Source organism: Pararhodobacter sp. CCB-MM2 (assembly GCF_001691415.1).
Taxonomy (GTDB): Bacteria; Pseudomonadota; Alphaproteobacteria; order Rhodobacterales; family Rhodobacteraceae; genus Pararhodobacter.
The window spans coordinates 308,307-332,326 of sequence record NZ_LRRR01000001.1 but is presented as its reverse complement, the minus strand read 5'-3'; the positions used below and the strand labels follow the sequence as shown (position 1 = coordinate 332,326).

Genomic DNA, 24,020 nt, shown 5'->3' with positions numbered 1-24,020 from the left:
CGTTACAGGCCGGGCGCGAAATTGCCCAAGACGCTGAGCACCTGCGACAGCAGGGACGGCCGCGGCCCGCTATCCGTCACCCGGCGCGAGAGCGAGACGACCTGGCCATCTTCCAAGCCGAAGCGTTCGATATTCGTGACCCGGTCCCGGCCGTCGAAGCTGATCGCCACGACCTGACGGTCGACCTCCTCAGGAGCACGCCAGCCGCGGTTGACCCAGTCCGACTGCACGTAGAACCAGTCCGACCCTTCCATCACGCCGCCCATGCCCGGACGACCAACCTTTTCGGCCACGGTTTCGCGGGTGTCCTGACCCACGACGATCTCGGAGAGATCCTCGTCCGACGGCGCGTAGCCATGGAACTGCCGAATGGGCGAACAGGCCGCGAGGCCGATCGACAGGGCCATCAGCGATCCAAGGATAAAACGCCCCGATAGGCGACCGCGCTGGCGCGTCATGTGGTCCGTCATGCCGATCAAAGCCTCCTGCTTCCGCATTCCGCCGCTTCGGGCGGCTTTCAGGGTCTGGAACCCCGTACCCTGATGGGAGTACTAAAAGCAGAACCGGGGTTCAAGAATGGAACCACGTCCCAAGGGTTCCGCTCGCGCAAGCGTGCAAGCCTGCCCCGATAAGACCGAGACGATCTGCGCCCCGAAAGGAGCTTCCATGACCGAACCCAGCGCCGAGACCGGCCCGCTGCGCGAAACCGACACGACCGCCCTGCCCCTGCGGCTGCGGGAGCTGTCCAACAAGGTGGTGACGCGTTTTCACCTCACCCCCACGCCCGAAGCGCGCGCGGCCCTCGCCCAAGAGCTGTCGATTCCCAAGATCCGCAAGCTGGACTTCCGGGGCACGATCCGGGCCGAGGGCAAGCATGACTGGCGGCTCGACGGCGTTCTGGGCGCCACGGTCGTGCAGGATTGCGTGGTGACGGCGGAACCCGTGACGACCCGCATCGATACGCCCGTCCTGCGCGTCTATGTCCGTGATTGGGACACCCCGACCGAGGCCGAGACCGAGATCCCCGACGATGACACGCGCGAGGAACTGGGCTCGATCATCGACCCCGGTGTCGTCATGGCCGAGGCCTTGGCGCTGTCCCTGCCCGACTATCCGCGCGCTGACGGGGCCGAGCTGCCCGACTCAGCCAAGGACCAGATGGTCGACGAACGGCCCAATCCCTTTGCCGCGCTGGCGGCGCTCAAGACAAAGCCCGAAGACGAGGCGTAAATCACCCCGTTCTTGCCCAGAAACCCCCTTGCGCATGGGCAAAAACCTTCTATGTTCCGCGCCTCATGCAACATGGGTCTTTCCTTGCCTGCCACGGCAGTGTAAGGCCCCGTCGCAACGAGTTTCCAATGACCCGGGCCGCCGGACGGTCCCACTGAAAAAGAGCAGAGGTTGACATGGCCGTTCAACAGAACCGCGTGACCCGTAGCCGTCGCAACATGCGTCGTTCGCACGACGCCCTGGTTGCCGGCAACCCGAATGAATGCACCAGCTGCGGTGAGCTGAAGCGCCCGCACCACGTGTGCCCGTCCTGCGGCCACTACGACAACCGTGAAGTCGTCGTGAAGGCCGAAGTCGATCTGGAAGACGACGCGGCCTGAACGGTTCCGACCGGCGGCGCCTAGATGACTTCCACGACGGAACATCCGCACGCCGGCGAGCCGGTGAACGGTTCGGCCTCTGGCCGTATCGTCATCTCGGTTGATGCCATGGGCGGCGACCGCGGACCCTCCGCGGTTGTCGAAGGATGCGTGCAGTCGCTGCGCGCCGATCCTCAGATCGACATCCTTCTTCATGGGGACAAGGCGGCGCTTGAGCCGTTGATCGCTCGCGAGCCTGCGCTCGCGGGCCGTTTGTCCGTGGCGCATGCCGATGGCGTGGTCACCATGCATGACAAACCCAGCCATATCATGCGGCACGGCAAGGACACCTCGATGTGGTCCACGATTGCCGCGCTGAAGGATGGCCGTGGGCATGCTGCCGTCAGCTGCGGCAATACCGGCGCGCTGATGGCCGTGTCGATGCTGCAATTGCGCCGGATGGAGGGCGTGAACCGCCCGGCCATCGCCTGCCTCTGGCCGGCGCGCGGGCGGCACGGCTTCAACACCATGCTGGACGTGGGCGCCGACGTGAAGGCCGAGGCCGAGGATCTCCTCGCCTATGCCATCATGGGTGTGACCTATTTCCGCAACGGTTTCGGCGAGCCCCGGCCCCGCGTCGGCCTGCTCAATGTCGGCACCGAAGAACATAAGGGCCGCGCCGAGATCAAGGCCGCCCATGAGCTGATCGCCAAGCACGAAGAGACCGGACGCTACGAATTCGTCGGCTTCGTCGAAGGCTCGGACATTCCCTCGGACCGTGTCGACGTGATCGTCACCGATGGCTTCACCGGCAACATCGCCCTGAAGACCGGCGAGGGCACGGCCAAGTTGATCTCCGATTTCCTGCGCGAGTCGTTCAAATCCGGCCCTCTGGCGATGCTGGGGGCCGTTCTGGCCCGTGGCGCGCTGAAGCGGCTGGGCACGCGGATCGATCCGCGCCGGGTCAACGGGGGCGTGTTCCTCGGGCTGAACGGGACGGTGGTGAAGTCGCATGGTTCGGCCGATGCGATGGGGGTTGCGGCAGCGATCGGCCTTGCGGCCAAGCTGGCGCAATCGGGATACCAGGGGCGCATGGCGGAACGCCTTGTGATCGCTGCGAAAACGACGCAGGATGCGGCCCCAATCGGAGATTCGGCATGAGCCAGAACAACGTGACGCGGGCCGTCGTCATCGGTCACGGTCATTACCTGCCTGAGCGCGTCGTCGAGAACGAGGAATTCACCAAGACCCTCGACACCTCGCATGAATGGATCGTCTCGCGCTCCGGCATCGAGCGTCGTCATTTCGCGGCCGAGGGGGAAACCACCTCGAACCTCGCCAGCCATGCCGCCCGTGCGGCGCTGGCCAATGCCGGTCTCTCGGCCGAGGATCTGGACGCCATCGTCGTCGCCACCTCGACCCCGGACCTCACCTTCCCCTCCGTCGGCACCATGGTGCAGGACCAGATCGGCGCGACCAAGGCCTATGCCTTTGACGTGCAGGCGGTCTGTGCGGGCTTCGTCTTCGCGCTGGCCAATGCCAATGCGCTGATCGTCTCGGGTCAGGCAAAACGGGTCATGGTTATCGGCGCAGAAACCTTCAGCCGGATCATGGACTGGACCGACCGCGGCACCTGCGTGCTGTTCGGCGACGGCGCCGGTGCGCTGATCCTCGAGGCTCAGCCGGGCGCGGGCACCTCGGACGACCGGGGTATCCTGTCGACCGACCTGAACTCGGACGGCCGCCACCGCGACCTGCTCTATGTCGATGGCGGCGTCTCGACCACCGGCACCGCCGGTTACCTGCGCATGCAGGGCAATCAGGTGTTCCGCCACGCGGTCGAGAAGCTGGCCGCCACCGCCGAGACCGCGTTGGCGAAAGCCGGTCTGTCGGGCGACAAGGTGGACTGGATCGTCCCCCATCAGGCGAACATCCGCATCATCCAGGGCACGGCGAAGAAGCTTGGCCTGCCGATGGAGAATGTCATCGTCACGGTGCAGGACCACGGCAATACCTCGGCGGCCTCGATCCCGCTGGCGCTGTCCGTCGGTGCGGCCGAGGGCAAGCTGAAGCGCGGCGATCTGGTCGTGACCGAGGCCATTGGCGGCGGTCTGGCCTGGGGTGCCGTGGTGCTGCGCTGGTAAGCGGGCCCCCGCTTACGTCGCAGCTTTCACGCTCTGCACAAACAACGGGCTGCAAACCCCGGTGTTGACAGCATAAATTTCTTGCCGCATCCTCTGACGACTTCTGTTGCAGACAGTCATTTTTCCGGAGGGGTTGTGATGAGCAGCAAGACTTTGACGCGGATGGACCTGAGCGAGGCAGTATTCCGCGAGGTCGGCCTGTCGCGCAATGAATCCGCGGCGCTGGTGGAATCGGTGATCCAGTACATGTCCGATGCCCTCGTCGAGGGGGAGCAGGTCAAGATCTCGTCCTTCGGCACCTTCAGCGTCCGCGCCAAGGCGGAACGTCTGGGCCGCAACCCGAAAACCGGCGAGGAAGTGCCGATCAGCCCGCGCCGCGTGCTGTCCTTCCGCCCCTCGCATCTGATGAAAGAGCGTGTCTCGCGCGGCAACCTGCGCGACGGCAAGGCGTGATCAAGGCCTGAGTGATGAAAAAGGCCCCTGACGCCTTTCGCACGATCAGCGAAGTGGCTGACATCCTGGACACCCCGGCCCATGTGCTGCGGTTCTGGGAGAGCAAGTTCTACCAGATCAGACCCGTGAAGCGGGCGGGCGGGCGGCGTTACTACCGGCCCGACGACGTGGCTTTGATCAATGGTATCAAGACCTTGCTGCAGGATCAGGGGTTGACCATCCGCGGTGTCCAGCGCGTTCTGCAGGAGCAGGGCGTGAAGCATGTCGCCACATTGGGCGGCCCGATCGCAGAATTGACCGAGGATTCCGACGAGGTCGAGGTGATCGACACCGGCGTCGTCGTGTCCCTGCCCGACCCCGTGCGCCGCGCCGAGCCTCCTGTCGACGCCATTGAGGACGCGGACGAACCGATCCCGGCCCCCGCGACGATCCCGGTCGAGGAGCCGCTTTCCGCGCCCGAGACCGATGCCTACGACGATGCGCTGGATGACCAAGTCGCAGCGCAAGCCGACATGGACGACGCGCCCACCCTGCCCCTTGATCTGGCGTTCGAGCCCGTGACCGAGGCCGCCGAGGCCCCGCCCGCCGGGACCGAGCTGGAAGACGAGCGCGAGCCGGCCGAAGTTCTCGACGAATCTCCGGAGGTTATGGCCGATGTGATGCCGGACCGCGTGGCCCGCAGCCCCGAGCCCGAATCGCACGAGGTCGCTGCCGCCGAGCTGACGACCGATCCGGAACCGCTTGAGGACGAGATGAGCCTTTCGGCCTCGGACCGGGCGATGCTGGCGCGCCATCTGCGCGGCCTGCCGCGGGGTGGTTTGGGCCCGCGCCGGGACCGTGTGGCCTTGCTGGCACGGCGCATCGACACCCTTCTGGAACGCATGTCCGAAGCCTCGGGCGCGGGGCGCTGGTAACCCGTCCGGCCCTTCGCAGCGCCTTGGCGGCGATGGGAATTTTTCCGGCATCGAGGTGCATTTTGTCGCTTGCCCCCGCCGTCAAAAAGGGTAGAAGTCCCCTCGTCGGGCTGTGGCGCAGTCTGGTTAGCGCGTCCGTCTGGGGGACGGAAGGTCGTGAGTTCGAATCTCGCCAGCCCGACCATTTAAACCCGCCCGTAGCCTTTCGGCTGCGGGCGGTTTTCGTATCAGGAGGCATGACATGACCCAACAACCCGGCGTCCTGCCCTCGCAAGCCCTGCGCGCGCTGATCGATCAGTCCGTGCTGGCCGCGGAACCCGCCATCCTGCCCGATCAGGTGCAACCGGCAAGCCTCGACCTGCGGTTGGGGACCATGGCCGTGCGCCTGCGCGCCTCGTTCCTGCCCGGCAAGGGGCGCAGCGTGGCCGAGCGTCTGTTCGAGTTCGAGATGCACCGCTTCGCCATCACCGAGGGTGTGGTGCTGGAAAAGGGCTGCGTCTATGTCGTCGAGCTGGCCGAACGTCTGGCCCTGCCCGAGACGATCAGCGCCGTCACCAATGCGAAATCCTCAACGGGGCGCCTCGATCTGCTGGTCCGGGTCATCACCGATGAGGGCGTCGAATTCGACCGAATCCCCGCGGGTTACACCGGCAAGCTCTATGCCGAGATCTGCCCGCGTTCGTTCTCGGTGCTGGTCCGTCCAGGCATGCGGCTGAACCAGCTGCGCCTGCGTCAGGGTCAGGCCGTGCTGACCGATGCCGAGCTTAAGGCCCTCAATGCCGAGACGCCGCTGGTCAGTGGCACCGCGGTGATTTCCGAGGGGTTGGGCTTCTCGGTCGATCTTAAGCCGGCGGAGGGCGATCTTGTCGGCTACCGCGCCAAGCCGCATGCCGGGGTCATCGACCTCGACCGGATCGGCGCCTATGACCCGGCCGATTTCTGGGAAGAGCTGCACAGCCGCAATGGCCAGCTGATCCTCGATCCCGGCGCCTTCTACATCCTCGTGAGCCGTGAGGCCGTCTGCATCCCGCCCGGCTATGCCGCTGAAATGGCACCGTTCCTGGCGATGGTTGGCGAGTTCCGGGTACATTACGCCGGCTTCTTCGATCCCGGTTTCGGCCATGCGGCGGCGGATGGTGTCGGCGCGCGGGGCGTGCTGGAGGTCCGCTGCCACGAGGCCCCCTTCGTGCTGGAGCACGGGCAGATTGTCGGCCGTCTGGTCTATGAGCGGATGGCCGAGGTGCCGGATCGCCTGTATGGCGCGGGCATTGCCTCGAACTATCAGGGGCAAGGGCTGAAGCTTGCCAAGCACTTCAAGTGACATGAAACGGGGGCCTTGCGGCCCCCTTTCCTGTTACGCGATGGCGGCGTTGGTTTTCGCCCCCAGCTCGCCCTTGGCCCAGGACTTGTAGACCTGGAAGGCGACGTACAGGTTGAAGCCGCTCGCCAGCGCCAGCAGCACCGCGCCGATCCACAGCCCGGCCACGCCGAGCGCAAGGAACGAGGCCGTCGCCGTCGCGGCCAAGGGGAAGGTCAGCGCGCCCCAAAGAGGCGAGAAGCCCGAGGCCAGCAGCCAGCGCAGCGACCCGGCGAAGACCACCAGCAGCACCAGCGCGAACAGAGCGAAGCCGGCGCCGATCAGCGGATAGCCCAGCATTACCGCGACCGAGGCGAACAGCGCGGCGGGCGAGACATGGATCGCCATCAGCGGGCGCAGCGGCGCGGGCGGGTTCCGGCGCAAGAATTGCAGCAGGCTCGCGATCCAGATCGCCACTGCGCCGACCATGGTCAGCCAGAAGATCACCCGTGCGGCCTCGATATGGCCGAGCGGGATCAGCGTCTGCGGCGCAAGGATGTAACCCACGTAGGTCAAATGGAAAACCGGGGTCACGCCGCGGCCTTCCTTGGGGCCCGAGCCGACCTTCCAGGTGATCAGCGCACCGATGATGAACAAGGACACCATCCCCAGATAGACCAGTCCCAGCGCCAAGCCCGGCGCATAGGGCCGCAGGGCCGAGGCCGACAACACCAAGGACAGGACCAGCGCCACCATGCCGGCCCGGCCCGGCAGGACATGCAGCTCATCGATCACCACCTTGGGCCGGCGCAGGGGCTTCGATAACCACGCCACCAACGAGAAAGCGTAAAGCAGCAGCACTGCGCCGAGGATCGCCTCGCCCACCGGGGCCAGCGGCTGCAAGCCGGGTTGCAGGGCAAAGACGCGCCAGGCAAGGCCCAGCCCGAACATTCCCATGACCGAGGGGAACAGCGCCGGCGGTGTGCGGCGCCAGAGGCCGGGCGTCTTCTCGACCAGCGGCGGTGGTGGCGGGAAGTGGCGGGCTTTCACCGAGGGCACGGGTTGAGGATTGTCTGGCATTCTGGGAACTCCGGTCGCGATGCTGGGAAGTCAACGCCCTCCACCGCCGCAATGCAAGAGGACAGGGCGTCGCGATCCCGCTCTCACGGGTACCCCAGCAGGACGCCTCGGGCTTGACCGGCCTCAAAGGCCTCGGCCAGCGGCCAGCGGCCGGCCCAAGCCTCGGCCGCAGTCAGCGCGCTTTGCGTCACGTGATTGTCCAAGGGAATGCGCGGGGGGCGCGGATGTCCAGCCCGCGCCTCGGCCCGTTCCAACGCCAGTTGCAGCAGTTCCATGTCCAGCAGCGGCACTTGACCGACCGTGGCACCGCCAGCCCAATCCGTGGTCAGCAGCCGGGTCAGCGACAAGGGCCGCGTGGCCTCGGTCCGGAGGGGCATCAGTCCCGGCCCCGGATCTGTGCCCAGCCCCACGAAGCTGTCGCGCAGGGTGACAGGACGGAGCAGCGCCTGCGGCAGTGCCCCCACCGCGCCGCCCTCTCCGGCCAACCAAAGTGCGAAACTGGCGCAAGCATCGCCCAATGGGTGCTCGGCCGAGGGCACCAGCGTGTAATGGCCCCGTTCGGCCTGAGGCCGTGCGAGGTAGCCGGCCAGCGCGCGGCGCATGCGCTGGCAGCGGCTCTCAGCGATCTCCAAGGCCACGATGCGCGCCTGTCCGGTGCGAAGGGCGCGGCGGTGACGGGCGGGCATCGCGTCGAGCGTCAGCAGGTGGCCGTCGTCATAGGTGGCAAGCAGCGCTCCCATGCCCCAGCCTTGCCGCAGCATCCGATAGCCTCGGCCCTGCGAATCCCCGGTTTTCGAGGTCAGACCCGCCTGCCCGCCCGCGCAATGCCAGCCGACCATCACATGCCCGACCGAGGTCCCGGCGCGCAGGATGGCCAGCGGATTGAGGAACGCTGCCAGACCGCGCTGTGCCCGGCCCGGGTCGGACAGATCCACCGCGCCCGGCGACGGCAGCAGAACCAGCAACGCATAGGCCCGGCCCGAAGCATAGGGGATGGCGCGCAGCTCGGCCGGCAGAAGCGCGCCGTCCTCGAACGGGGCCAGAACCCTGTCAAAGGGTTGGCCGCGCGTGGCCGGACCGGGCCCGACCGGGGGGACCGGAAAGGCACAGGCTGTGAAGGCCAGCAAGAACAAGGACAAGACCACGCGCCACATGCGAACCACCCTCAAGCCTTTGCGTGACAACGGCAAGACCGTCGCGCTTTGCCCGTGGAACGCCGCGTCAATTACCGCTAACAAGGGACAAAGACGTGAGAGTGTGATGCAAGACCGAATCCTGCAATCCTGGCCCTTCAACCCCGCCCCGCAGCTTGTGGCCGATATCGGCGGCACCAACACCCGCGTGGCCTTGGCGGATGGCGGCGTGTTGCGGCAGGGCTCGATCCGGAAATATCCGAATGCCGGCCGGGCCTCGCTGACCGAGATCCTGCAGCAGTACATGGGCGAGACGGCGACCACCGAATGCTCGGGCATCTGTGTCGCGGCCGCGGGTCCGGTGCGGGACGGCGTCGCCCGCATGACCAACCTGTCGTGGGAGATCACCGCCGAGGATCTGGCGCAGGTCGCCGGCACCGACCGCGTGGCGATCCTGAACGATCTGCAGGCGCAGGGTCATGCGCTGAAATCGCTCGACGCACGGCATGTCCGTGTCCTGCTGGAGGGGAAACCCGCCTCAGAGGCGGCGACGCAGCTGGTTGTTGGCGCCGGCACCGGGTTCAACGCCGCGCCCGTGCATCACGGCGCGCAAGGCACCTTGGTCGCAGCCTCGGAATGCGGGCATATCCACTTGCCGCGCCATGGCGAGCAGGAGAATGCGCTGGCCATCCATCTGGCGCAGAAGCACGGCATCGCCACGGTCGAGGAAGTGCTCTGCGGGCGGGGGCTGGTCGCGCTGCACCAATGGGTGTCGGGCAAGGAGATGGCCGGGGACGCCCTGACCGCCGCGATTGCCGCCGGCGACCCTGCGACGCAAGAGACCGGGCAGCTCTATGCCCGGCTCATGGGCCGAACGCTGGCGACGCTGGCCTTGGTGCATCTGCCCTTCGGCGGGATTTTCCTGATCGGCTCGGTTGCGCGGGCCATGGCCCCGAACCTCGTGGAATTGGGCATGGGCGAGGCCTTCCGTGAGATGGGACGCTTCTCGCCGATGATGGCGGAATTCCCGGTCGCGGTGGTCGAGGACGATTACGCAGCCCTTCTTGGCTGCGCCGCGCATCTGGTGTCGCTGCTGCGCTGACCTTGCGCGGCGCCGCTTGGGAACCCATATCTGAGCCATGCTGCGATTAGCCCCGATCCTCCTCGCCATCGCCTATGGGCTGGTCTATTGGCACTTCTCGGCCTGGCGGACGAAGCGCGAGCTGGATGACCGCTCCACGCCCCTGCGCGATGAGGGGATCGAGGCTGTCACCGCCCGCATGGCCCGAGCTCTCGACCTGCCCAAGATCCCGGTGCATGTCTATGAAATCCCAACGATAAACGGCCTTGCTGCGCCGGACGGACGGATCTTCCTGACCCGGGGATTCCTCGATCGCTACAAGGCTGGTGAGGTCAGCGCCGAGGAACTGGCCTCGGTCATCGCGCATGAGTTGGGCCATGTCGCCTTGGGCCATTCCCGCCGGCGGATGATCGACTTCTCCGGTCAGAACGCGGTCCGCGTGGTGCTGGCGACGGTGCTGGGACGGCTGCTGCCGGGGATCGGTGTAATGCTGGCCAACGGGCTGGTGCATCTGCTGGCCGCGGGCCTCAGCCGCAAGGACGAATACGAGGCCGATGAGTACGCGGCCGCCCTGCTCACCAAGGCCGGTATCGGCACCGCCGGACAGAAGTCGCTGCTGGCCAAGCTGGAACAGCTAAGCGGCATGCGCGGCGGCCCGCCGGTTTGGCTGGCCTCGCATCCCAAGACCGGCGACCGGATTGCCACGATCGAGGCGCTTGAGCAGCGTTGGATGCAGGGCTGAGCCCCGTGGACGGACAGAAAAAGGCGGGGCCGCGAAGCCCCGCCTCAGTCAAACACATGGTGTCGTGAAAAGGTCGGTTGGTACTCGAAAACACGAACCTTGTCGGAGATTCGCGTAACGCCCCGGTGACACTCAGGCGTCTTCCTTGCGAAATTCCTTGGCGTGCAGCCAATCGGCATGGCGCGGCGCACGTTTGGTGCGGCTCCATTCCTCCAGCATCTCCCATTTCACCGAATCCAACCGCTTTAGCAGCGCGTCTTCCTCGGGATCCGGGCAGGCCAGTTCGATCCGGTGGCCGTTGGGATCGAAGAAATAGATCGAATGGAAGATCGAGTGATCGGTCACACCCAAGACCTCGACGCCCTGCTCTTCCAGATGTTGCTTGAAGCCCACCAACGTGTCGCGGTCCTTCACCTTGAAGGCGATGTGCTGGACCCAGACAGGCGTATTGGGATCGCGGCCCATCTCGGGCTTGGTCGGCAGCTCGAAGAAGGCGAGGACATTGCCCATGCCGGCATCGAGGAAGACGTGCATGTAGGGATCGGGCTCATGGGTCGAGGGGACGCGATCCTCGGCAATGGCCAGCACGAAGTCCATGTGCAGCATCTTCACGTACCATTCCACCGTCTCCTTCGCGTCCTTGCAGCGATAGGCGACGTGGTGCATCTGCTCGATCTTCAGCGGCGCAGTCATGGCTCCCTCCCTTCATTGCATATGCAACGATATGTCAGAGCGGAAGCCTTCCGTCAAGATCATTGCGCGCGCAACGACAAAGGGCCCCGAAGGGCCCCTCTCGTCGGTGCTGACCGGGATCAGCGATCCATGCGCCGCAGGATGGTGCGCATCATGTCGGTGGCGCGGTTCTCGGGTTCGGCGCGGATGGTGTGGCCGCGATAGATCGGCGCGGGCTCGGGTGCGATCTCGACCTCGGCTTCGACACCCCGGTTCCACGGCCAGAAGAACAGGAAGAACTGGGCGAAACCGCTGTCCTCCCGCGTGGCGACCTCGGGCACGATCCGGCTGTGCCCATGGCTCAGCAGCGGGCGGTGCAGCGGGATCGGCGAGCGCGTGATCGAGGCCGGGCTGCCGGTCACGACGGTGCCGAGCGGCGATTGATGAACATGGATCGAATTCGACCCCGAGATGATGGTGGTGGCCCCGGCAGCCCCGGCGCCAAGGGCGGCGCTGGCGGCAAGAGCGGCAGAGAGAGTGCGAAGGCGGGTCATGGGAAAAGTCCTTTCAAAGAAGTGGTTGCGAGGAAGTCTTCAAGGGGAGGTTGAAGGTCTTACCAGCCGAACTGAACGGTCAGGCCGGATTGTCCGCCGGTCTGCACGACATCGGCGCTGGTGTTCTGGCCGAACTGGAACAGGCCGTAGGAATTGTTGCCACCCGTCTGGGTCAGCGTGCCGTGGTGGCCGGTGCCCTCCTGGTGGATAATGCCTTGGTTATTCGGACCACCCTGGTACAGGCCGGCAGCATTGCGGGCGCCGTGCTGGGTGACATGGCCATTGGCCTCGACATCCTGATGCAGGGCATAAAGCGCGAGGCCGAGGCGCAAGGCGCGGGCTTCACGGGCATTGGACGGCGCCACATTGAACGAGACCGAGCCCCCCGCATGGGCCGGGGTGGCAACCGGCAGCGCGACGACGGTGGTGGCGGCGAGAGCGGCGGCAAAAGCGAGGGATTTCATCGGATCGGTCCTTTCAAAGCGGCGTGGGAGCAAAGAGTTACGAGGGATAGCTCATGTCCCGGAGGGCTGGAGGGGATCTGACCCTCCGGGACGCGTCCGGCTTACTGCTGGACGATGGCGACGACGTTGTCCGAGCCGTGCTGCACGACCGAGGCATCGTTGTTGTCACCCATCTGGATCACGGCCGAGACGTTGCGGCGACCGGTCTGCACGACGGTGGCATCGTTGTTGTTGCCCATCTGGCTGACGCCGGCGATGTTGCGGCGGCCCATCTGGTCGACATCGGCCGAGTTGTAATAGCCGGTCTGGCCCACGGCGGCCTCGTTACGGCGACCGTCCTGAGTGGCGATGGCGAAGTTCGCGCCGCCGTTCTGGATCACCGTCAGCTGCTGACGACGGCCCGACTGGCCCCCACCGATCTGGTTGTTCCAGCCCGACTGGCTGACGGTGACGCGGTGGCCGCCGGTGGCGAAGGCGGGGACAGCGGTGGCGGCGATCAGGGTGGCAAGAATGGCGGTTTTGAAGGTCTTGGCGAACATGGTCTTGGTCTCCGAATGTGTGGCGCTTGGGCCGGGTTGAATGGGTTGGTTGGTGTGTCGTGTTGATCGTCTGTGGGTCGGTGGGTGCCGGTGCCTGGCGTGGTGCCGTGGGGCGATGGCGTTTCCGATGAACCCAACATGGCCCCCAACCACCGGGTCAGACAAAAACGCCGGGCTGCGGGGCGATAACCGGGGGGTGGTTATCCGATAACAGCCTGTGAGGGGTGCCTCATGGCATTGATATTAAAATGGAAATACCTCTGGCGAATGAGATCGTCTGTTGCCCCGGCGCAGAGATCGAAATCCGCAATGACGTTGACAGCCCCCCTTTCAGCGCCTGCGAAAGGGGCAAATCACCCCGTTCGGGCACGGCCCGTTATCCGATGTCAGGGGCAGAAACGGCCGAAATGATCCGTGCGGGTGCGGGGCCGACTCAGTTCACGCGACTCAGCCGGATTGACTCGGCGCAGGCGCGCGACCACTCTCCGGGCAATCATCGAGCCTCGGAGTTTCCCATGTCGCACCCCCTCGTCACCGAACAGGACATCGCCCAGTATCAACGCGACGGCGCGGTGGTGATCCGTGGCCTGTGGCGCGACTGGGTGGACACGATCGCCGCCGGCATCGAGCGCAACCTGCGGGAGCCCGGCCCCTATGCCGCCGAGAACCTGAAGCCCGGCGAAGGCGGTCGCTTCTTCGACGATTACTGCAACTGGGACCGCATCCCCGAGTTTCAGGACGTGATCCGGAACTCTCCGGTCGCCGGGGTCGCCGCCGCGCTGATGGGCTCGGACAGCGTGCAGATGTTCCACGACCATGTGCTGATCAAGGAGCCGGGCACCTCCAAGCCCACGCCGTGGCATCAGGACGGGCCCTATTATTTCGTCGAGGGCCAGCAGACCGTCAGCTTCTGGTCGCCGATGGATCCGGTGCGCGAGGCGACGCTGCGCTGCGTCGCGGGCTCTCACCTGTGGGAGAAGCCCGTGCTGCCGACGCGCTGGTTGGCCGAGACCAGCTTCTATCCCAACGAGGACGATTACCGCTCGGTCCCCGATCCCGATGCCGAGGGGATGCGCGTCCTGGAATGGGAGCTGGAGCCGGGCGACGCCGTGGCCTTCAACTTCCTGACGCTGCATGGCGCGCGCGGGAACACCACCGACCGGCGCCGTCGCGCCTTTTCGCTGCGGCTGGTCGGCGACGATGCCCGTTATGTGGAGCGGCCGGGCCGTACCTCGCCACCCTACCCCGGGCATGACATGCAACCCGGTCAGCGCCTGCGTGAGGATTGGTTCCCGATGCTGATCCCCTCCCGGCAAGCGGCGGAATGAGCCGGCCAGAGAAGCATTCACTGACGCTCAAGGGGCACCGGACCTCGGTCTCGCTGGAGGCCGAATTCTGGGCGGCCTTCCGCGCCATGGCGGCGGCTCGGGGGCAAGGCGTCAACGAATGCGCGGCGGCGATTGACGCGAGCCGCGGCGACACGGGGCTGGCGACGGCGATCCGGCTGGAGATCCTCCGGGACCTCCAGTCGCGTCTTGCCTGACCTCAGAGCGGCCGCAAGCCGTCGCGATACCGGCGCATGTTGCCTTGATAGCTCTGCGCGGAACGGCGCAGGCGCTCGATGGCGGCCTCGTCAAGCTGACGCACCACCTTGCCCGGCGCGCCCATCACGAGGGAGCCGTCGGGGATCTCCTTCCCCTCGGTGATCAGGGCACCGGCGCCGATCAGGCAGTTGTTGCCGATCTTGGCACCGTTGAGGATCGTCGCCCCCATGCCGACCAAGGTCTCGTTGCCGATGGTGCAGCCGTGCAGGATGACATTGTGGCCGATGGTGCAATCACGGCCGATGGTCAGCGGGTAGCGAATGTCCGTGTGCAGCGTGCAGCCTTCCTGCACGTTCGAGCCCTCGCCCACCTCGATCCATTCATTGTCGCCGCGCAGGGTGGCGGTGAACCAGATCGACGCGCCGGCCTTCAGACGCACACGCCCGATGACATTGGCATCCGGCGCGACCCAAGTGTCGGCGTGGATTTCGGGGACCAGATCGCCCAGAGCATAGATCATGATGACACCCCGCCATTGCGGGCCTCGAATTCGGTGTTCAGCGCGCGGACGAAATCGGTCAGGCCCGGCTGACGCTCACGCCGCATGCGCTCGGTTTGCAGGATGGTCTTCAGCTCGGCCTCGGCTTGATCGAGGTCCCGGTTGACGATGACGTAGTCGTATTCGGCCCAATGGCTGATCTCGTCGCGGCTTTTCGCCATGCGACCGGCGATCACCTCATCGGAATCCTGCGCCCGCGTGCGAAGACGCGCTTCCAGATCGGCGATCGAGGGCGGCAGGATGAAGATCGACACCACGTCCCGGCCCAGCGAGGAATTGCGAACCTGCTGCCCACCCTGCCAATCGATGTCGAACAGCGTGTCGCGCCCCTCGGCGCTGGCAGCTTCGACCGGGCCTTTGGGCGTCCCGTAGAAATTGCCGAAGACCTCGGCATGTTCCAGCATCCCGCCCGAGGCGACGAGCGCGGCGAAATCTTCCTTCGACTTGAAGAAATACTCCACGCCCTCGGTCTCGCCGGGCCGCGGCGCGCGCGTGGTGGCGCTGACCGAGAATTTCAGCGTCGGGTCCCAGGCCATCAGCCGGCGGGCCAGCGTCGACTTACCGGCGCCCGAGGGCGAGGACAGGATGATCAGAAGGCCGCGCCGCGACAGGGTGGGTGTCATGGCTGACTACTCCAGATTTTGCACCTGCTCGCGCATCTGGTCGATGACGGTCTTGAGGTCAAGCCCGATCCGGGTCAACTCGGCGCTCTGGGCCTTGGAACACAGGGTATTGGCCTCGCGGTTGAACTCCTGCATCAGGAAATCCAGCTTGCGACCGACCGCGCCCTCGGTGTCCATCAGGCGACGTGCGGCGGCGACATGCGCCTCGAGGCGGTCGAGCTCCTCGGTCACATCGGTCTTCACCGCGATCAGCGCCAGTTCTTGCTCCAACCGCGAGGGGTCCGCGCCCGATGACAGGTCGGTCAGCCGGGCCAGCGCCGATTTCAGCGTTTCCACCTGATCGAGCCGCCGCAGCGCCGCCGCTTCCCGCGCTAGCCCGGTCAGCCGTGCAATGGTGTCGATCTGACCGGCGATGATCCGGGCGAGTGCTGCCCCTTCCGCCGCGCGTGAGGCATCGAAGGCCTCAAGCAGCCCCGCCGCACTCTCAAGCAACCGCGCGAGCAGATCGGCAGTGTCGGTGCTCTCGGGCGCGGTCTCGACCACGCCCTTCAGCGCCAGCAGATCCGCGGCGGTCATCGGCGCCAGCCCCAGCCCGCGCTCCTCGGCGGCGCGCTCGGCGGCCATCACCATCTCGACCGCGGCCGCCAGCCCGTCGGGATTGAGGCGCTGGGCACCTTGGGACTCGGCCCGCGACAGACGCAGGCTCAGCGTCACATTTCCCCGATTCAGGCGGTCAGAAAGTGTTCTTCGTGTGGCAGCTTCCAGCCCATCCAGCCAATCTGGCAGCCGGAAACGGAGGTCCAATCCGCGCCCGTTGACCGAGCGGAGATCCCACTGGCACGAATAAGTGCCTGAAACTGTTACTAACTCTTCGGTCGCGGCGGCATAGCCGGTCATGGACTTAACCATTTTGGTAGAATTCGCCCCATTTCTGCCAGAATGCGGCTAGATTAAGGCATCAGTAAGAAAACTCAATCAAAGGTAAAGAGGAAGTCCACGACTCAAGTGCCGCGCCCACCGAGCTGCGACCTGCCTCGTGACCCTTTGAGAAACCGGAGCCCGTCCATGTCCGACCTTCTTTCGGAAAGCAACTCGACCCCCCTCTCGAGCGCGGACATCTTCCGCCTGCCCGGCAGCCCGCGTAATGCCGAGCCCGATTTTCCCGCCGTGCGCGCCGTTCAGGCCCATTGGGAAACCCTGCGCGCCGGCCGTGTTTGCCCCTCGCGGGCCGAGGTCGATCCCAAGCCGCTGGCCCATTGCCTCGACGTGATGTTCGTGGCCGAGCTGGTCGCGCCCACCGTAGCCCGCCTGCGTCTGTGCGGTCAGCAACTGGGGGAACTGCTGGGGATGGAGCCGCGCGGCATGCCGCTGAGCGTGTTCTTCCACGCCGAGGCCCGTGTCGAGCTGACCAACGCCCTGCAGCAACTGGCCCAAGGCGCCCGTGTCACGCTGCCGCTGCGCTCGCCCGCCGGGCTGGGCCAGCCGGTGATCGACGGTGTTCTGGCGCTGATGCCGCTGACCGACCATGAGGGCCGCATCACCCGGATCCTCGGTGTGCTGGAGACCCGCGGCCCGGCCGGTCGCGCCCCCCGCCGCTTCAATCTGAGCGCCCCGATGCGCGCCCGCAGCGGCCACGAGGCCGTCGACACCGCCGAGAAGGCGCTGCGCCCCTCCGCGCCGATGCGCCCCGAGGTCACCACCCCGCGCCCGGTCAAGCAATCGGCCGAGCCGACCCGCGCCCCGGCCTCGCGCCCGGCCGTCAAAGGTCGTCCGCAGCTGCGCGTGATCGAGGGCGGCAAGCTCTGATCAAGCCGGACGGGCAAGCAAAAGGGCGGCGGACCATCGGTCCCCGCCCTTTTACTTATCAAGCAAGACGTTGCGGGACCTTCTTCAGGCCCCGCATGAAGTCTTAGACCGCCTTGCGTGCCAGTTCGCGGCGGCGCTGCGACAGCTCCTCCGCCACCAGGAACGCCAGCTCCAGCGATTGCGATGCATTGAGGCGCGGATCGCAAGCGGTGTGATAGCGGCTCGACAGATCCTCGTCCGACACGGCGCGCAGACCGCCGGTGCATTCGGTGACGTCCTTGCCGGTCATCTCGAAATGCACGCCGCCGGGGATCGTGCCCTCGGCCTTGTGCACAGCGAAGAAGTCACGCACCTCCTGCAGCACACGCTCGAACGGACGGGTCTTGAAGCCCGAGGCCGATTTGATCGTGTTGCCGTGCATCGGGTCGCAGGTCCAGAGCACGTTCGCGCCCTCTTCCTTCACCGTCTTGATCAGGCGCGGCAGATGCTCGGCAGCCTTGCCGGCACCGAAGCGCGCGATCAGGGTCAGACGGCCGAACTCGTTCTCCGGGTTCAGCTTGGCCAACAGGACTTTCAGATCCTCGGCCGTCATCGACGGGCCGCATTTCAGTCCGATCGGGTTCTGCACACCGCGGCAGAATTCGACATGGGCGCCGTCGGGCTGACGGGTGCGGTCACCGATCCAGATCATGTGGCCCGAGCCCGCGACCGGCAGGCCCGTCGTGGAATCGACGCGGCAGAGCGCCTCTTCGTATTCCAGCAGCAGCGCCTCATGCGAGGTGTAGAAGTCGACGGTCGACATCGCGCCCATCGTGTCCGAGGTGAACCCAGCCGCCGTCATGAAGTCCAGAGCATCCGAAATACGGTCGCTAAGGGCCTTATAACGCTCGGCATCTTCCGATTTGGTGAAGCCAAGGGTCCAGGAGTGGACACGGTGGATATCCGCGAAACCACCCTTCGAGAAGGCGCGCAGCAGGTTCAGCGAGGCCGCGGCCTGGGTATAGGCCTGCAGCATGCGCTGGGGATCGGGCACGCGGGCATCGGCGGTGAAATCGAAGCCGTTGATGATGTCGCCACGGTAGCTGGGCAGTTCGACGCCGCCGATGGTCTCAGTCCCGGCCGAGCGCGGCTTGGCGAACTGACCGGCCATGCGACCCACCTTCACCACGGGCACCTTGGCGCCGAAGGTCAGCACGATGGCCATCTGCAACAGCACCTTGAAGGTGTCGCGGATGATGTCGGCGTTGAATTCGGCAAAGCTCTCGGCGCAGTCGCCGCCCTGCAGAAGGAAGGCCCGCCCTTGCGCGGCCTCACCGAGCTGGCGCTTCAAAGCGCGCGCCTCTCCGGCAAAGACCAGCGGCGGATACTTGGCCAGTTGCGCCTCGGCTGCGTTCAGCGCGGCCTGATCCGGATAATCGGGCATCTGGATCCGCGGCTTGGCGCGCCAGTCCGATTTTGTCCAGGCTTGGGTCATGTCGTCCTCCGTCGCTCACCGCCGAGCCCTGTCCTACAAAGGCTGTCAGCGGTATCAGCGGTGCTTACACCGCACGACGAGCGCTTGCAAACCCGCTTAACGTCGCCGGCTCGATTTCTCGCTTCTTGCGGCGGGAGATTTTTCATGATGGGATTGCGACAACCGCGTGTCGGGAATCGAATGCGGCCAATCACCACCCCTCCCTGGAATAACAAGATGAGCGACAAGACCGCCCCGCGATCCAGCACGGCCAAAACCACAGCCAGATCGCCAGCTTCCGTAACGGCACCCGCCTCCGCCCGTAGCCAACCTGTGCCGGTGCGTCAGAGGCATTTCGTCTTCCTGTTGCTCAACCAGTTCACATTCCTGTCCTTCGCCGCCGCGATCGAACCCCTGCGCATTGCCAACCGCATGAGCGGCCAGCAGCTGTACCGCTGGTCGCTGTTCAGCGAATCGGGGCGCGAGGTGACCTGTTCCAACGGCGCACGCGTGATGGTCGACGGCTCCTTAGCCGATGTGGGCCGCGACGACATCGTCATGGTCTGCGGAGGCGTCGACGTTCGGGGCAATACGACCCAGCCGGTGGTCAATTGGCTGCGCAAGGTCGCGCGCAAGGGCTCGGTCATTGGCGGTCTGTGCACCGGTGCGCATACCCTGGCAGAGGCCGGTCTTCTGGAGAACCGCCGCGCGACCATCCATTGGGAGAACCGCGACGGCTTCCTTGAGGAGCATACCGACACCGATCTGACCAAATCCGTCTTCGTGATCGACGGCAACCGTCTGACCGCTGCTGGCGGAACGGCGTCCATCGACCTCGTGCTGACGATGATCGCCGACGACCACGGCAAGGATCTGGCGAATGCGGTGGCGGACCAGCTGATCTACACCACCATCCGTACCGACCGCGATATCCAGCGGCTGTCGATCCCCACCCGTATCGGCGTGCGGCATCCGCGCCTGTCGAAGGTGATCGAGCGGATGGAGCAGTCGATCGAGGAGCCCGTCTCGCCCGCCGATCTGGCCGAGGAAGTCGGCATGTCGACGCGCCAGCTCGAGCGCTTGTTCCGCCGTTATCTCAACCGCTCGCCGAAGCGGTATTACATGGAGCTGCGTCTGGCGCGCGCCCGAAACCTGCTGATGCAGACCGAGCTGTCGGTGATCAACGTGGCGCTGGCCTGTGGTTTCGCGTCGCCCTCGCATTTCTCGAAATGCTACCGCGCGCAATATGGCACGACGCCCTATCGCGAGCGTGGCGCGCATGGTCTGGAAGACGAGGCCGGTGCCGAGCCGGGTCTCGAGGATGACGGCCCCTTCGACGATCTGGACTGAGCGCACGCGCTTGTCAGAAGCGTTCAGACGGCCCGGATGCTAAACTGCGTTCGGGCCGTTTTCGATCTCGGGAACGGAGAGCAACACTCTGAGAAAGAAAGGGAAATTCGCGCAAGCTGATCTTCGGCCTCAGGATTGCGGCGTAACTCCCTGTAATCCCGTTGCGGCGAAGTCAATCCAATCGCGATTTTCAATAGCGTCTTCAAGATGATATCGAAGAAACTTACCATCATCACCGCTGCCTTCGCCGCGCTGGCCTCCTGTGCCAGTCAGGCGGATGAGGTCCCGCGCATCCTGCAGTGCAATTTCACCACCGAATGCAATCCCTTAGAGGGGCAATGTGTCACGCAGGAAGACCCGATCCTCTCCTTCACGCTGGTGGTGGCCGAGGACGGTGAGACCGCGCATTATCAGGGCGACGAATCCCGCCCGCCGATGCAGGTCCAGTTCAACACTGATGGCGTGCTGATGATCTACGACATGCCGGGTGGGACGCTGACCTCGATCGGGGCCGAGGGCGTCGCCGTGCATTCTTCGAACCTGATCTTGCTGGGCCACCGGCCGCAGCCCTCGCAATGGACGGGATCGTGTCGCACGCGCTGAAGCTGGTCCTCCTCGCCGCCGGTGGCTCCCGCCGGATGCGCGGCGGGGACAAGATGCTCGAGTGGGTCGATGGTGAGCCGATGATCCGACGGCAAGCCCGCGCGCTTCTGCAAGCGGATCTCGGTCCGGTGGCGGTCACCCTGCCCCCGGATCGGCCCGCGCGCGCCGAGGCCCTCAACGACCTGCCACTGTCACTACTGACAATCCCCGATGCTGCGGATGGCATGAGCGCCTCTCTCCGCGCTGCCGCTCAATGGGCAGACGGCTGCGCGCTCCTCGTCACACCCGCCGACATGCCGGAGCTGACCAGTGACAATTTCCGAACCGTGGCGGCAACTTTCGATGGCACGACACCGGTAAGAGCAACCGCCGAAGACGGAACGCCCGGCCATCCTGTGATCTTCCCGGCGAACCTTTTGAAGCAATTCGCAGCTCTCACGGGTGACGAGGGAGCTAAGTCTATCCTCAAGTCCCAGAAGCCGCGCCTCGTCGCCCTGCCCGGCCAATGCGCCACCACAGACCTCGACACGCCCGAGGCCTGGGCTGCGTGGCGCCAATCGCGCGCATCTTTATTCTGAAAATATCCCGGGGTCCGGGGCAGAGCCCCGGCGCTCACCGCCGACGCAACCGCTATTCGGGTTCGCGCTTATGCCCGTCCAGCTCGCGCGCCGCCTTGTCGGCCCGGGCCTGATCCAGCGATCGTACGGCCTTCGACAGCCCGTGTTTCACCGCATTCTCGTCACCCTTGCGGCGCGCCTCGTCGCGCGCCGCCTGTTTGCGTTTCAGCCTGAGATTGACGACGTCACCCATCGCCCGACTCCTGTCATAGGGACCTGGCGGAGAAGGTATCACATTGTCCCGGGTCACCGGAACGATATCCCGTGAAGAACCAGTTCTGACGCTGCTCCGACGTGCCATGCGTGAAGCTGTCCGGCACCACGCGCCCGCCGGCCGAGCGCTGCAGCGCATCATCGCCGATGCGGGCGGCCGTGTTCAGGGCCTCGCGGATATCGGCATCGGTCAGCGAGAATTCATCCTTCGAGCGGTTGGCCCAGACGCCGGCATAGCAATCCGCCTGCAGCTCGATCCGGACCGAGAGCGCGTTCGACTCGCGCTCGGAGACCCGCTCGCGTTGCGCATTCACCTGTCCCAGCGTTCCGGTCAGGTTCTGCACATGATGCGCAACCTCGTGGGCGATCACATAGGCATTCGCGAATTCCCCGCCGGCGCCTAGCTGCTGCTGCATCACGTGGAAGAAGTCGGTGTCGAGGTAGACGCGGCGATCGGGCGGGCAATAGAACGGCCCGGAGGCCGATTGCGCCATGCCGCAGGCCGAGCTGGTGCCGGCGCTGTACAGCACCAGCGTCGTCGGGGTGTAGCGTTGGCCTTGTTGGGCGAAGATATCGGTCCAGACGGTCTCGGTCTGGCCAAGGACCGTGGCCACGAAGGCCTCTTGATCGTCATCGATGGTATTGGGCCCCGAGGATTGCGGCGCGTCATATTGACTGGAATAGCTGGAGCCCCCGCCGGTAAGCCCGGTCAGGTCGATCCCGAAATAGGCGCCGACCAGAAGCACGACGATTGTCCCGATGACCCCCAGAGGCGAGCCGCCACCGCGGCCGATGCGGATGCCTGGCATGCCACCGCCGCGAAACGCGCCGCCCGAGCGCCTGCGATCCTCGATATTGCTGCTGGTCCTCTTGCCGCGCCACTCCATCCGCCCCTCCCGATGATCATAACCATGGACACCTTGGGTCCGATGACCCCAGTTCACGGGCAAACGCCCCATGACGCAAGGCGGTTCCGTAACGGCAAAGGGCGGCCCGTCTGGACCGCCCCCTGTTCACGACTACCGGGATCGTCAGCCTTTCGGGCCGATCATGTCCTCAGGGCGCACGATGCGGTCGAAGGTCTCGGCATCGACGAAGCCGAGGGCGATGGCCTCTTCCTTCAGCGTGGTGCCGTTCTTGTGCGCGGTCTTGGCGACCTTGGTGGCGTTGTCGTAGCCGATGGTCGGCGCCAGCGCCGTCACCAGCATCAGCGATTCCTTCATCAGCTTGTCGATGCGCGCGGTGTTGGCCTGCGTGCCGACCACCATGTTGTCGGTGAAGGCCGATGCCGAGTCGCCCAGAAGCTGCATCGATTGCAGGACGTTGTAGGACATCATCGGGTTGTAGACGTTGAGCTCGAAATGACCTTGCGAGCCGGCGAAACCGACCGCCGCGTCGTTGCCCATGACATGCGCGCAGACCATGGTCAGCGCCTCGGCCTGCGTCGGGTTAACCTTGCCCGGCATGATCGACGAGCCGGGCTCGTTTTCCGGCAGGATCAGCTCGCCCAGACCCGAGCGCGGGCCCGAGCCCAGCAGGCGCATGTCGTTGGCGATCTTGAACAGCGAGGCGGCGACGGTCTTCAGCGCGCCCGAGAACATGACCATCGCGTCATGCGCGGCCAGAGCCTCGAACTTGTTCGGCGCAGTGACGAACGGCAGGTTGGTGATCTCGGCGATCTCGGCTGCGACCTTCTCGGCAAAGCCCTTGCGGGTGTTCAGGCCGGTGCCGACGGCGGTGCCGCCCTGCGCCAGCTCATAGATATCGGGCAGGCAGGCCTCGACGCGCTTGATGCCTTGCGCAACCTGATGGGCATAACCGCCGAATTCCTGACCCAGCGTCAGCGGCGTCGCATCCTGCGTATGGGTGCGGCCGATCTTGATGATGTCCTTGAACTCTTCCGATTTCGCGGCCAGCGCGGCGTGCAGCTTGCGCAGGCCCGGCAGCAGCACGTCGCGCGCCTGCATGCCGATGGCGACATGCATCGCGGTCGGGAAGGTGTCGTTCGAGGACTGGCCCATGTTGCAATGATCGTTCGGGTGAACGGGCTTCTTCGAGCCCATCGTGCCGCCCATCATCTCGATCGCGCGGTTCGAGATCACCTCGTTGGCGTTCATGTTCGACTGGGTGCCCGAGCCGGTCTGCCAGACGACCAGCGGGAAGTTGTCGTCGAACTTGCCGTCGATCACTTCCTGCGCCGCAGCCTGAATGGCCTTCGACAGGGTGGCGTCCAGATCCCCGAAGCCTTCGTTGACGGCAGCGGCGGCCTTCTTGACCACGCCAAGCGCACGCACGATCGGCACCGGCTGCTTTTCCCAACCGATCGGGAAGTTCATGATCGAGCGCTGCGTCTGCGCGCCCCAGTACTTGTCGGCGGGGACTTCCAGCGGGCCGAAGCTGTCGGTCTCGGTGCGGGTTGCGGTCATCACGGACTCCTCATGGATTTGCGCCCTCATAGCCAGCACAGGAGCGAAAATCAATCAGTATGCCGTTGCATACGATGTTGCCGCTACCAGCAGTATCCGGGTCAATCCGCAGGCAGGTGCTGCAAGGCGGCATCACCATGTGTTGAGGATGGGCCACAGTCCTT

At 65.6% G+C, this 24,020-nt stretch carries 29 protein-coding genes and 1 tRNA gene; 16 read left to right on the top strand and 14 right to left on the bottom strand.

From position 1 onward, the window contains the following. Positions 1–2: 2 nt before the first annotated feature. Positions 3–470: an outer membrane protein assembly factor BamE gene (locus BCY78_RS01555; protein ID WP_233499326.1), complete on the bottom strand. Its 468-nt coding sequence runs from the start codon at positions 468–470 to the stop codon at positions 3–5. Positions 471–666: 196 nt separating this feature from the next. On the opposite strand from BCY78_RS01555, the gene BCY78_RS01550 reads away from it, so the two are divergent. The 8 genes from BCY78_RS01550 (at position 667) to BCY78_RS01515 (ending at position 6,421) form a co-directional block, all read left to right on the top strand. Beyond that, positions 667–1,230, top strand: coding sequence for a DUF177 domain-containing protein (locus BCY78_RS01550; RefSeq protein ID WP_068296798.1), 564 nt, complete (start codon positions 667–669; stop codon positions 1,228–1,230). 176 nt (positions 1,231–1,406) lie between these two features. Next, positions 1,407–1,610: a 50S ribosomal protein L32 gene (rpmF, locus tag BCY78_RS01545; protein ID WP_068296795.1), complete on the top strand. Its 204-nt coding sequence runs from the start codon at positions 1,407–1,409 to the stop codon at positions 1,608–1,610. Positions 1,611–1,634: 24 nt separating this feature from the next. Then, positions 1,635–2,750, top strand: a complete 1,116-nt coding sequence (plsX, locus tag BCY78_RS01540) for a phosphate acyltransferase PlsX (RefSeq protein WP_083194759.1) — start codon at positions 1,635–1,637, stop codon at positions 2,748–2,750. Beyond that, entirely contained in the window at positions 2,747–3,733 is a 987-nt protein-coding gene (locus BCY78_RS01535) for a beta-ketoacyl-ACP synthase III (RefSeq protein ID WP_068296794.1), read from the top strand. The genes plsX and BCY78_RS01535 overlap by 4 nt, the downstream gene beginning before the upstream one ends. Before the next feature lie 138 nt (positions 3,734–3,871). Further along, on the top strand, positions 3,872–4,186 hold the full coding sequence (gene ihfA, locus BCY78_RS01530) for an integration host factor subunit alpha (protein ID WP_068296791.1): 315 nt from the start codon (positions 3,872–3,874) through the stop codon (positions 4,184–4,186). Between the two features lie 14 nt (positions 4,187–4,200). After that, positions 4,201–5,100, top strand: a complete 900-nt coding sequence (locus tag BCY78_RS25805) for a MerR family transcriptional regulator (RefSeq protein WP_083194758.1) — start codon at positions 4,201–4,203, stop codon at positions 5,098–5,100. Between the two features lie 106 nt (positions 5,101–5,206). Beyond that, positions 5,207–5,284: transfer RNA gene (locus tag BCY78_RS01520), tRNA-Pro, on the top strand. 57 nt (positions 5,285–5,341) lie between these two features. Further along, a complete protein-coding gene (locus BCY78_RS01515; protein WP_068296788.1) occupies positions 5,342–6,421 on the top strand; it encodes a 2'-deoxycytidine 5'-triphosphate deaminase in 1,080 nt (359 codons plus the stop codon). A gap of 33 nt (positions 6,422–6,454) precedes the next feature. On the opposite strand, the gene BCY78_RS01510 is transcribed toward BCY78_RS01515, so the two are convergent. Both BCY78_RS01510 and BCY78_RS01505 read right to left on the bottom strand, forming a co-directional pair. After that, positions 6,455–7,477, bottom strand: a complete 1,023-nt coding sequence (locus tag BCY78_RS01510; protein WP_083194757.1) for a hypothetical protein — start codon at positions 7,475–7,477, stop codon at positions 6,455–6,457. Positions 7,478–7,560: 83 nt separating this feature from the next. After that, positions 7,561–8,631 (bottom strand): hypothetical protein, encoded by a 1,071-nt coding sequence (locus tag BCY78_RS01505; protein WP_068296785.1) that lies wholly within the window; start codon positions 8,629–8,631, stop codon positions 7,561–7,563. A 106-nt stretch (positions 8,632–8,737) separates the two neighbouring features. On the opposite strand from BCY78_RS01505, the gene BCY78_RS01500 reads away from it, so the two are divergent. Together BCY78_RS01500 and BCY78_RS01495 are read left to right on the top strand one after the other, a co-directional pair. Next, positions 8,738–9,712 (top strand): ROK family protein, encoded by a 975-nt coding sequence (locus BCY78_RS01500; protein WP_068296782.1) that lies wholly within the window; start codon positions 8,738–8,740, stop codon positions 9,710–9,712. A gap of 37 nt (positions 9,713–9,749) precedes the next feature. After that, positions 9,750–10,433, top strand: coding sequence for a M48 family metallopeptidase (locus BCY78_RS01495; protein ID WP_068296779.1), 684 nt, complete (start codon positions 9,750–9,752; stop codon positions 10,431–10,433). Positions 10,434–10,565: 132 nt separating this feature from the next. On the opposite strand, the gene BCY78_RS01490 is transcribed toward BCY78_RS01495, so the two are convergent. The 4 genes from BCY78_RS01490 to BCY78_RS01475 all read right to left on the bottom strand — a co-directional run bounded on the left by BCY78_RS01490 (position 10,566) and on the right by BCY78_RS01475 (position 12,662). Continuing rightward, positions 10,566–11,114 carry a VOC family protein gene (locus BCY78_RS01490; RefSeq protein ID WP_068297634.1) on the bottom strand — a complete coding sequence of 183 codons (549 nt, stop codon included), beginning with the start codon at positions 11,112–11,114 and terminating at the stop codon, positions 10,566–10,568. A gap of 131 nt (positions 11,115–11,245) precedes the next feature. Beyond that, positions 11,246–11,659: a hypothetical protein gene (locus BCY78_RS01485; protein WP_068296776.1), complete on the bottom strand. Its 414-nt coding sequence runs from the start codon at positions 11,657–11,659 to the stop codon at positions 11,246–11,248. 59 nt (positions 11,660–11,718) lie between these two features. Further along, a complete protein-coding gene (locus BCY78_RS01480; protein WP_068296775.1) occupies positions 11,719–12,123 on the bottom strand; it encodes a hypothetical protein in 405 nt (134 codons plus the stop codon). A 101-nt stretch (positions 12,124–12,224) separates the two neighbouring features. Next, complete coding sequence (locus BCY78_RS01475; RefSeq protein ID WP_068296774.1) at positions 12,225–12,662, bottom strand: hypothetical protein; 438 nt, start codon at positions 12,660–12,662, stop codon at positions 12,225–12,227. 515 nt (positions 12,663–13,177) lie between these two features. On the opposite strand from BCY78_RS01475, the gene BCY78_RS01470 reads away from it, so the two are divergent. Together BCY78_RS01470 and BCY78_RS01465 are read left to right on the top strand one after the other, a co-directional pair. Next, positions 13,178–13,990 carry a phytanoyl-CoA dioxygenase family protein gene (locus BCY78_RS01470; RefSeq protein ID WP_068296773.1) on the top strand — a complete coding sequence of 271 codons (813 nt, stop codon included), beginning with the start codon at positions 13,178–13,180 and terminating at the stop codon, positions 13,988–13,990. Continuing rightward, on the top strand, positions 13,987–14,205 hold the full coding sequence (locus BCY78_RS01465; protein WP_068296768.1) for a ribbon-helix-helix domain-containing protein: 219 nt from the start codon (positions 13,987–13,989) through the stop codon (positions 14,203–14,205). The genes BCY78_RS01470 and BCY78_RS01465 overlap by 4 nt, the downstream gene beginning before the upstream one ends. A gap of 2 nt (positions 14,206–14,207) precedes the next feature. On the opposite strand, the gene BCY78_RS01460 is transcribed toward BCY78_RS01465, so the two are convergent. The 3 genes from BCY78_RS01460 to BCY78_RS01450 are packed head-to-tail and all read right to left on the bottom strand — an operon-like array spanning position 14,208 to position 16,285. Further along, positions 14,208–14,729, bottom strand: coding sequence for a gamma carbonic anhydrase family protein (locus BCY78_RS01460; protein ID WP_068296765.1), 522 nt, complete (start codon positions 14,727–14,729; stop codon positions 14,208–14,210). Continuing rightward, a complete protein-coding gene (gene gmk / locus BCY78_RS01455; protein WP_068297631.1) occupies positions 14,723–15,376 on the bottom strand; it encodes a guanylate kinase in 654 nt (217 codons plus the stop codon). Before gmk ends, BCY78_RS01460 begins: the two co-directional genes overlap by 7 nt. An 18-nt stretch (positions 15,377–15,394) precedes the next feature. After that, complete coding sequence (locus tag BCY78_RS01450) at positions 15,395–16,285, bottom strand: YicC/YloC family endoribonuclease (protein ID WP_369808682.1); 891 nt, start codon at positions 16,283–16,285, stop codon at positions 15,395–15,397. Between the two features lie 168 nt (positions 16,286–16,453). On the opposite strand from BCY78_RS01450, the gene BCY78_RS01445 reads away from it, so the two are divergent. Continuing rightward, positions 16,454–17,194 carry a PAS domain-containing protein gene (locus BCY78_RS01445; RefSeq protein WP_068296760.1) on the top strand — a complete coding sequence of 247 codons (741 nt, stop codon included), beginning with the start codon at positions 16,454–16,456 and terminating at the stop codon, positions 17,192–17,194. Between the two features lie 103 nt (positions 17,195–17,297). Here the strand turns inward: BCY78_RS01445 and BCY78_RS01440 are convergent, their stop codons facing one another. Beyond that, the gene (locus BCY78_RS01440; RefSeq protein ID WP_068296757.1) at positions 17,298–18,668 is read right to left on the bottom strand and encodes a class II 3-deoxy-7-phosphoheptulonate synthase; all 1,371 of its coding nucleotides are present in this window, start codon (positions 18,666–18,668) and stop codon (positions 17,298–17,300) included. Between the two features lie 216 nt (positions 18,669–18,884). On the opposite strand from BCY78_RS01440, the gene BCY78_RS01435 reads away from it, so the two are divergent. The 3 genes from BCY78_RS01435 to BCY78_RS01425 all read left to right on the top strand — a co-directional run bounded on the left by BCY78_RS01435 (position 18,885) and on the right by BCY78_RS01425 (position 21,178). Beyond that, positions 18,885–19,997 (top strand): GlxA family transcriptional regulator, encoded by a 1,113-nt coding sequence (locus BCY78_RS01435; RefSeq protein WP_083194756.1) that lies wholly within the window; start codon positions 18,885–18,887, stop codon positions 19,995–19,997. Between the two features lie 207 nt (positions 19,998–20,204). Next, on the top strand, positions 20,205–20,600 hold the full coding sequence (locus BCY78_RS01430) for a hypothetical protein (protein WP_068296755.1): 396 nt from the start codon (positions 20,205–20,207) through the stop codon (positions 20,598–20,600). Further along, positions 20,573–21,178 carry an NTP transferase domain-containing protein gene (locus BCY78_RS01425; RefSeq protein ID WP_068296752.1) on the top strand — a complete coding sequence of 202 codons (606 nt, stop codon included), beginning with the start codon at positions 20,573–20,575 and terminating at the stop codon, positions 21,176–21,178. The genes BCY78_RS01430 and BCY78_RS01425 overlap by 28 nt, the downstream gene beginning before the upstream one ends. A gap of 52 nt (positions 21,179–21,230) precedes the next feature. Here BCY78_RS01425 and BCY78_RS01420 read toward each other — a convergent pair whose 3' ends face one another. The 3 genes from BCY78_RS01420 to fumC form a co-directional block, all read right to left on the bottom strand. Beyond that, positions 21,231–21,410 carry a DUF4169 family protein gene (locus tag BCY78_RS01420; protein WP_068296750.1) on the bottom strand — a complete coding sequence of 60 codons (180 nt, stop codon included), beginning with the start codon at positions 21,408–21,410 and terminating at the stop codon, positions 21,231–21,233. Between the two features lie 13 nt (positions 21,411–21,423). Continuing rightward, a complete protein-coding gene (locus BCY78_RS01415; protein WP_068296748.1) occupies positions 21,424–22,317 on the bottom strand; it encodes a neutral zinc metallopeptidase in 894 nt (297 codons plus the stop codon). A gap of 144 nt (positions 22,318–22,461) precedes the next feature. Beyond that, a complete protein-coding gene (fumC, locus tag BCY78_RS01410; protein ID WP_068296746.1) occupies positions 22,462–23,856 on the bottom strand; it encodes a class II fumarate hydratase in 1,395 nt (464 codons plus the stop codon). Positions 23,857–24,020: the final 164 nt, after the last annotated feature.

Coding starts and splice junctions, on each gene's coding strand:
- BCY78_RS01555 (WP_233499326.1), bottom strand. CDS start 470: ATGACGGACCACATGACGCGCCAGCGCGGTCGCCTATCGGGGCGTTTT.
- BCY78_RS01550 (WP_068296798.1), top strand. CDS start 667: ATGACCGAACCCAGCGCCGAGACCGGCCCGCTGCGCGAAACCGACACG.
- rpmF (WP_068296795.1), top strand. CDS start 1,407: ATGGCCGTTCAACAGAACCGCGTGACCCGTAGCCGTCGCAACATGCGT.
- plsX (WP_083194759.1), top strand. CDS start 1,635: ATGACTTCCACGACGGAACATCCGCACGCCGGCGAGCCGGTGAACGGT.
- BCY78_RS01535 (WP_068296794.1), top strand. CDS start 2,747: ATGAGCCAGAACAACGTGACGCGGGCCGTCGTCATCGGTCACGGTCAT.
- ihfA (WP_068296791.1), top strand. CDS start 3,872: ATGAGCAGCAAGACTTTGACGCGGATGGACCTGAGCGAGGCAGTATTC.
- BCY78_RS25805 (WP_083194758.1), top strand. CDS start 4,201: ATGAAAAAGGCCCCTGACGCCTTTCGCACGATCAGCGAAGTGGCTGAC.
- BCY78_RS01515 (WP_068296788.1), top strand. CDS start 5,342: ATGACCCAACAACCCGGCGTCCTGCCCTCGCAAGCCCTGCGCGCGCTG.
- BCY78_RS01510 (WP_083194757.1), bottom strand. CDS start 7,477: ATGCCAGACAATCCTCAACCCGTGCCCTCGGTGAAAGCCCGCCACTTC.
- BCY78_RS01505 (WP_068296785.1), bottom strand. CDS start 8,631: ATGTGGCGCGTGGTCTTGTCCTTGTTCTTGCTGGCCTTCACAGCCTGT.
- BCY78_RS01500 (WP_068296782.1), top strand. CDS start 8,738: ATGCAAGACCGAATCCTGCAATCCTGGCCCTTCAACCCCGCCCCGCAG.
- BCY78_RS01495 (WP_068296779.1), top strand. CDS start 9,750: ATGCTGCGATTAGCCCCGATCCTCCTCGCCATCGCCTATGGGCTGGTC.
- BCY78_RS01485 (WP_068296776.1), bottom strand. CDS start 11,659: ATGACCCGCCTTCGCACTCTCTCTGCCGCTCTTGCCGCCAGCGCCGCC.
- BCY78_RS01480 (WP_068296775.1), bottom strand. CDS start 12,123: ATGAAATCCCTCGCTTTTGCCGCCGCTCTCGCCGCCACCACCGTCGTC.
- BCY78_RS01475 (WP_068296774.1), bottom strand. CDS start 12,662: ATGTTCGCCAAGACCTTCAAAACCGCCATTCTTGCCACCCTGATCGCC.
- BCY78_RS01470 (WP_068296773.1), top strand. CDS start 13,178: ATGTCGCACCCCCTCGTCACCGAACAGGACATCGCCCAGTATCAACGC.
- BCY78_RS01465 (WP_068296768.1), top strand. CDS start 13,987: ATGAGCCGGCCAGAGAAGCATTCACTGACGCTCAAGGGGCACCGGACC.
- BCY78_RS01450 (WP_369808682.1), bottom strand. CDS start 16,285: ATGACCGGCTATGCCGCCGCGACCGAAGAGTTAGTAACAGTTTCAGGC.
- BCY78_RS01445 (WP_068296760.1), top strand. CDS start 16,454: ATGTCCGACCTTCTTTCGGAAAGCAACTCGACCCCCCTCTCGAGCGCG.
- BCY78_RS01440 (WP_068296757.1), bottom strand. CDS start 18,668: ATGACCCAAGCCTGGACAAAATCGGACTGGCGCGCCAAGCCGCGGATC.
- BCY78_RS01435 (WP_083194756.1), top strand. CDS start 18,885: ATGAGCGACAAGACCGCCCCGCGATCCAGCACGGCCAAAACCACAGCC.
- BCY78_RS01430 (WP_068296755.1), top strand. CDS start 20,205: ATGATATCGAAGAAACTTACCATCATCACCGCTGCCTTCGCCGCGCTG.
- BCY78_RS01425 (WP_068296752.1), top strand. CDS start 20,573: ATGGACGGGATCGTGTCGCACGCGCTGAAGCTGGTCCTCCTCGCCGCC.
- BCY78_RS01420 (WP_068296750.1), bottom strand. CDS start 21,410: ATGGGTGACGTCGTCAATCTCAGGCTGAAACGCAAACAGGCGGCGCGC.
- BCY78_RS01415 (WP_068296748.1), bottom strand. CDS start 22,317: ATGGAGTGGCGCGGCAAGAGGACCAGCAGCAATATCGAGGATCGCAGG.
- fumC (WP_068296746.1), bottom strand. CDS start 23,856: ATGACCGCAACCCGCACCGAGACCGACAGCTTCGGCCCGCTGGAAGTC.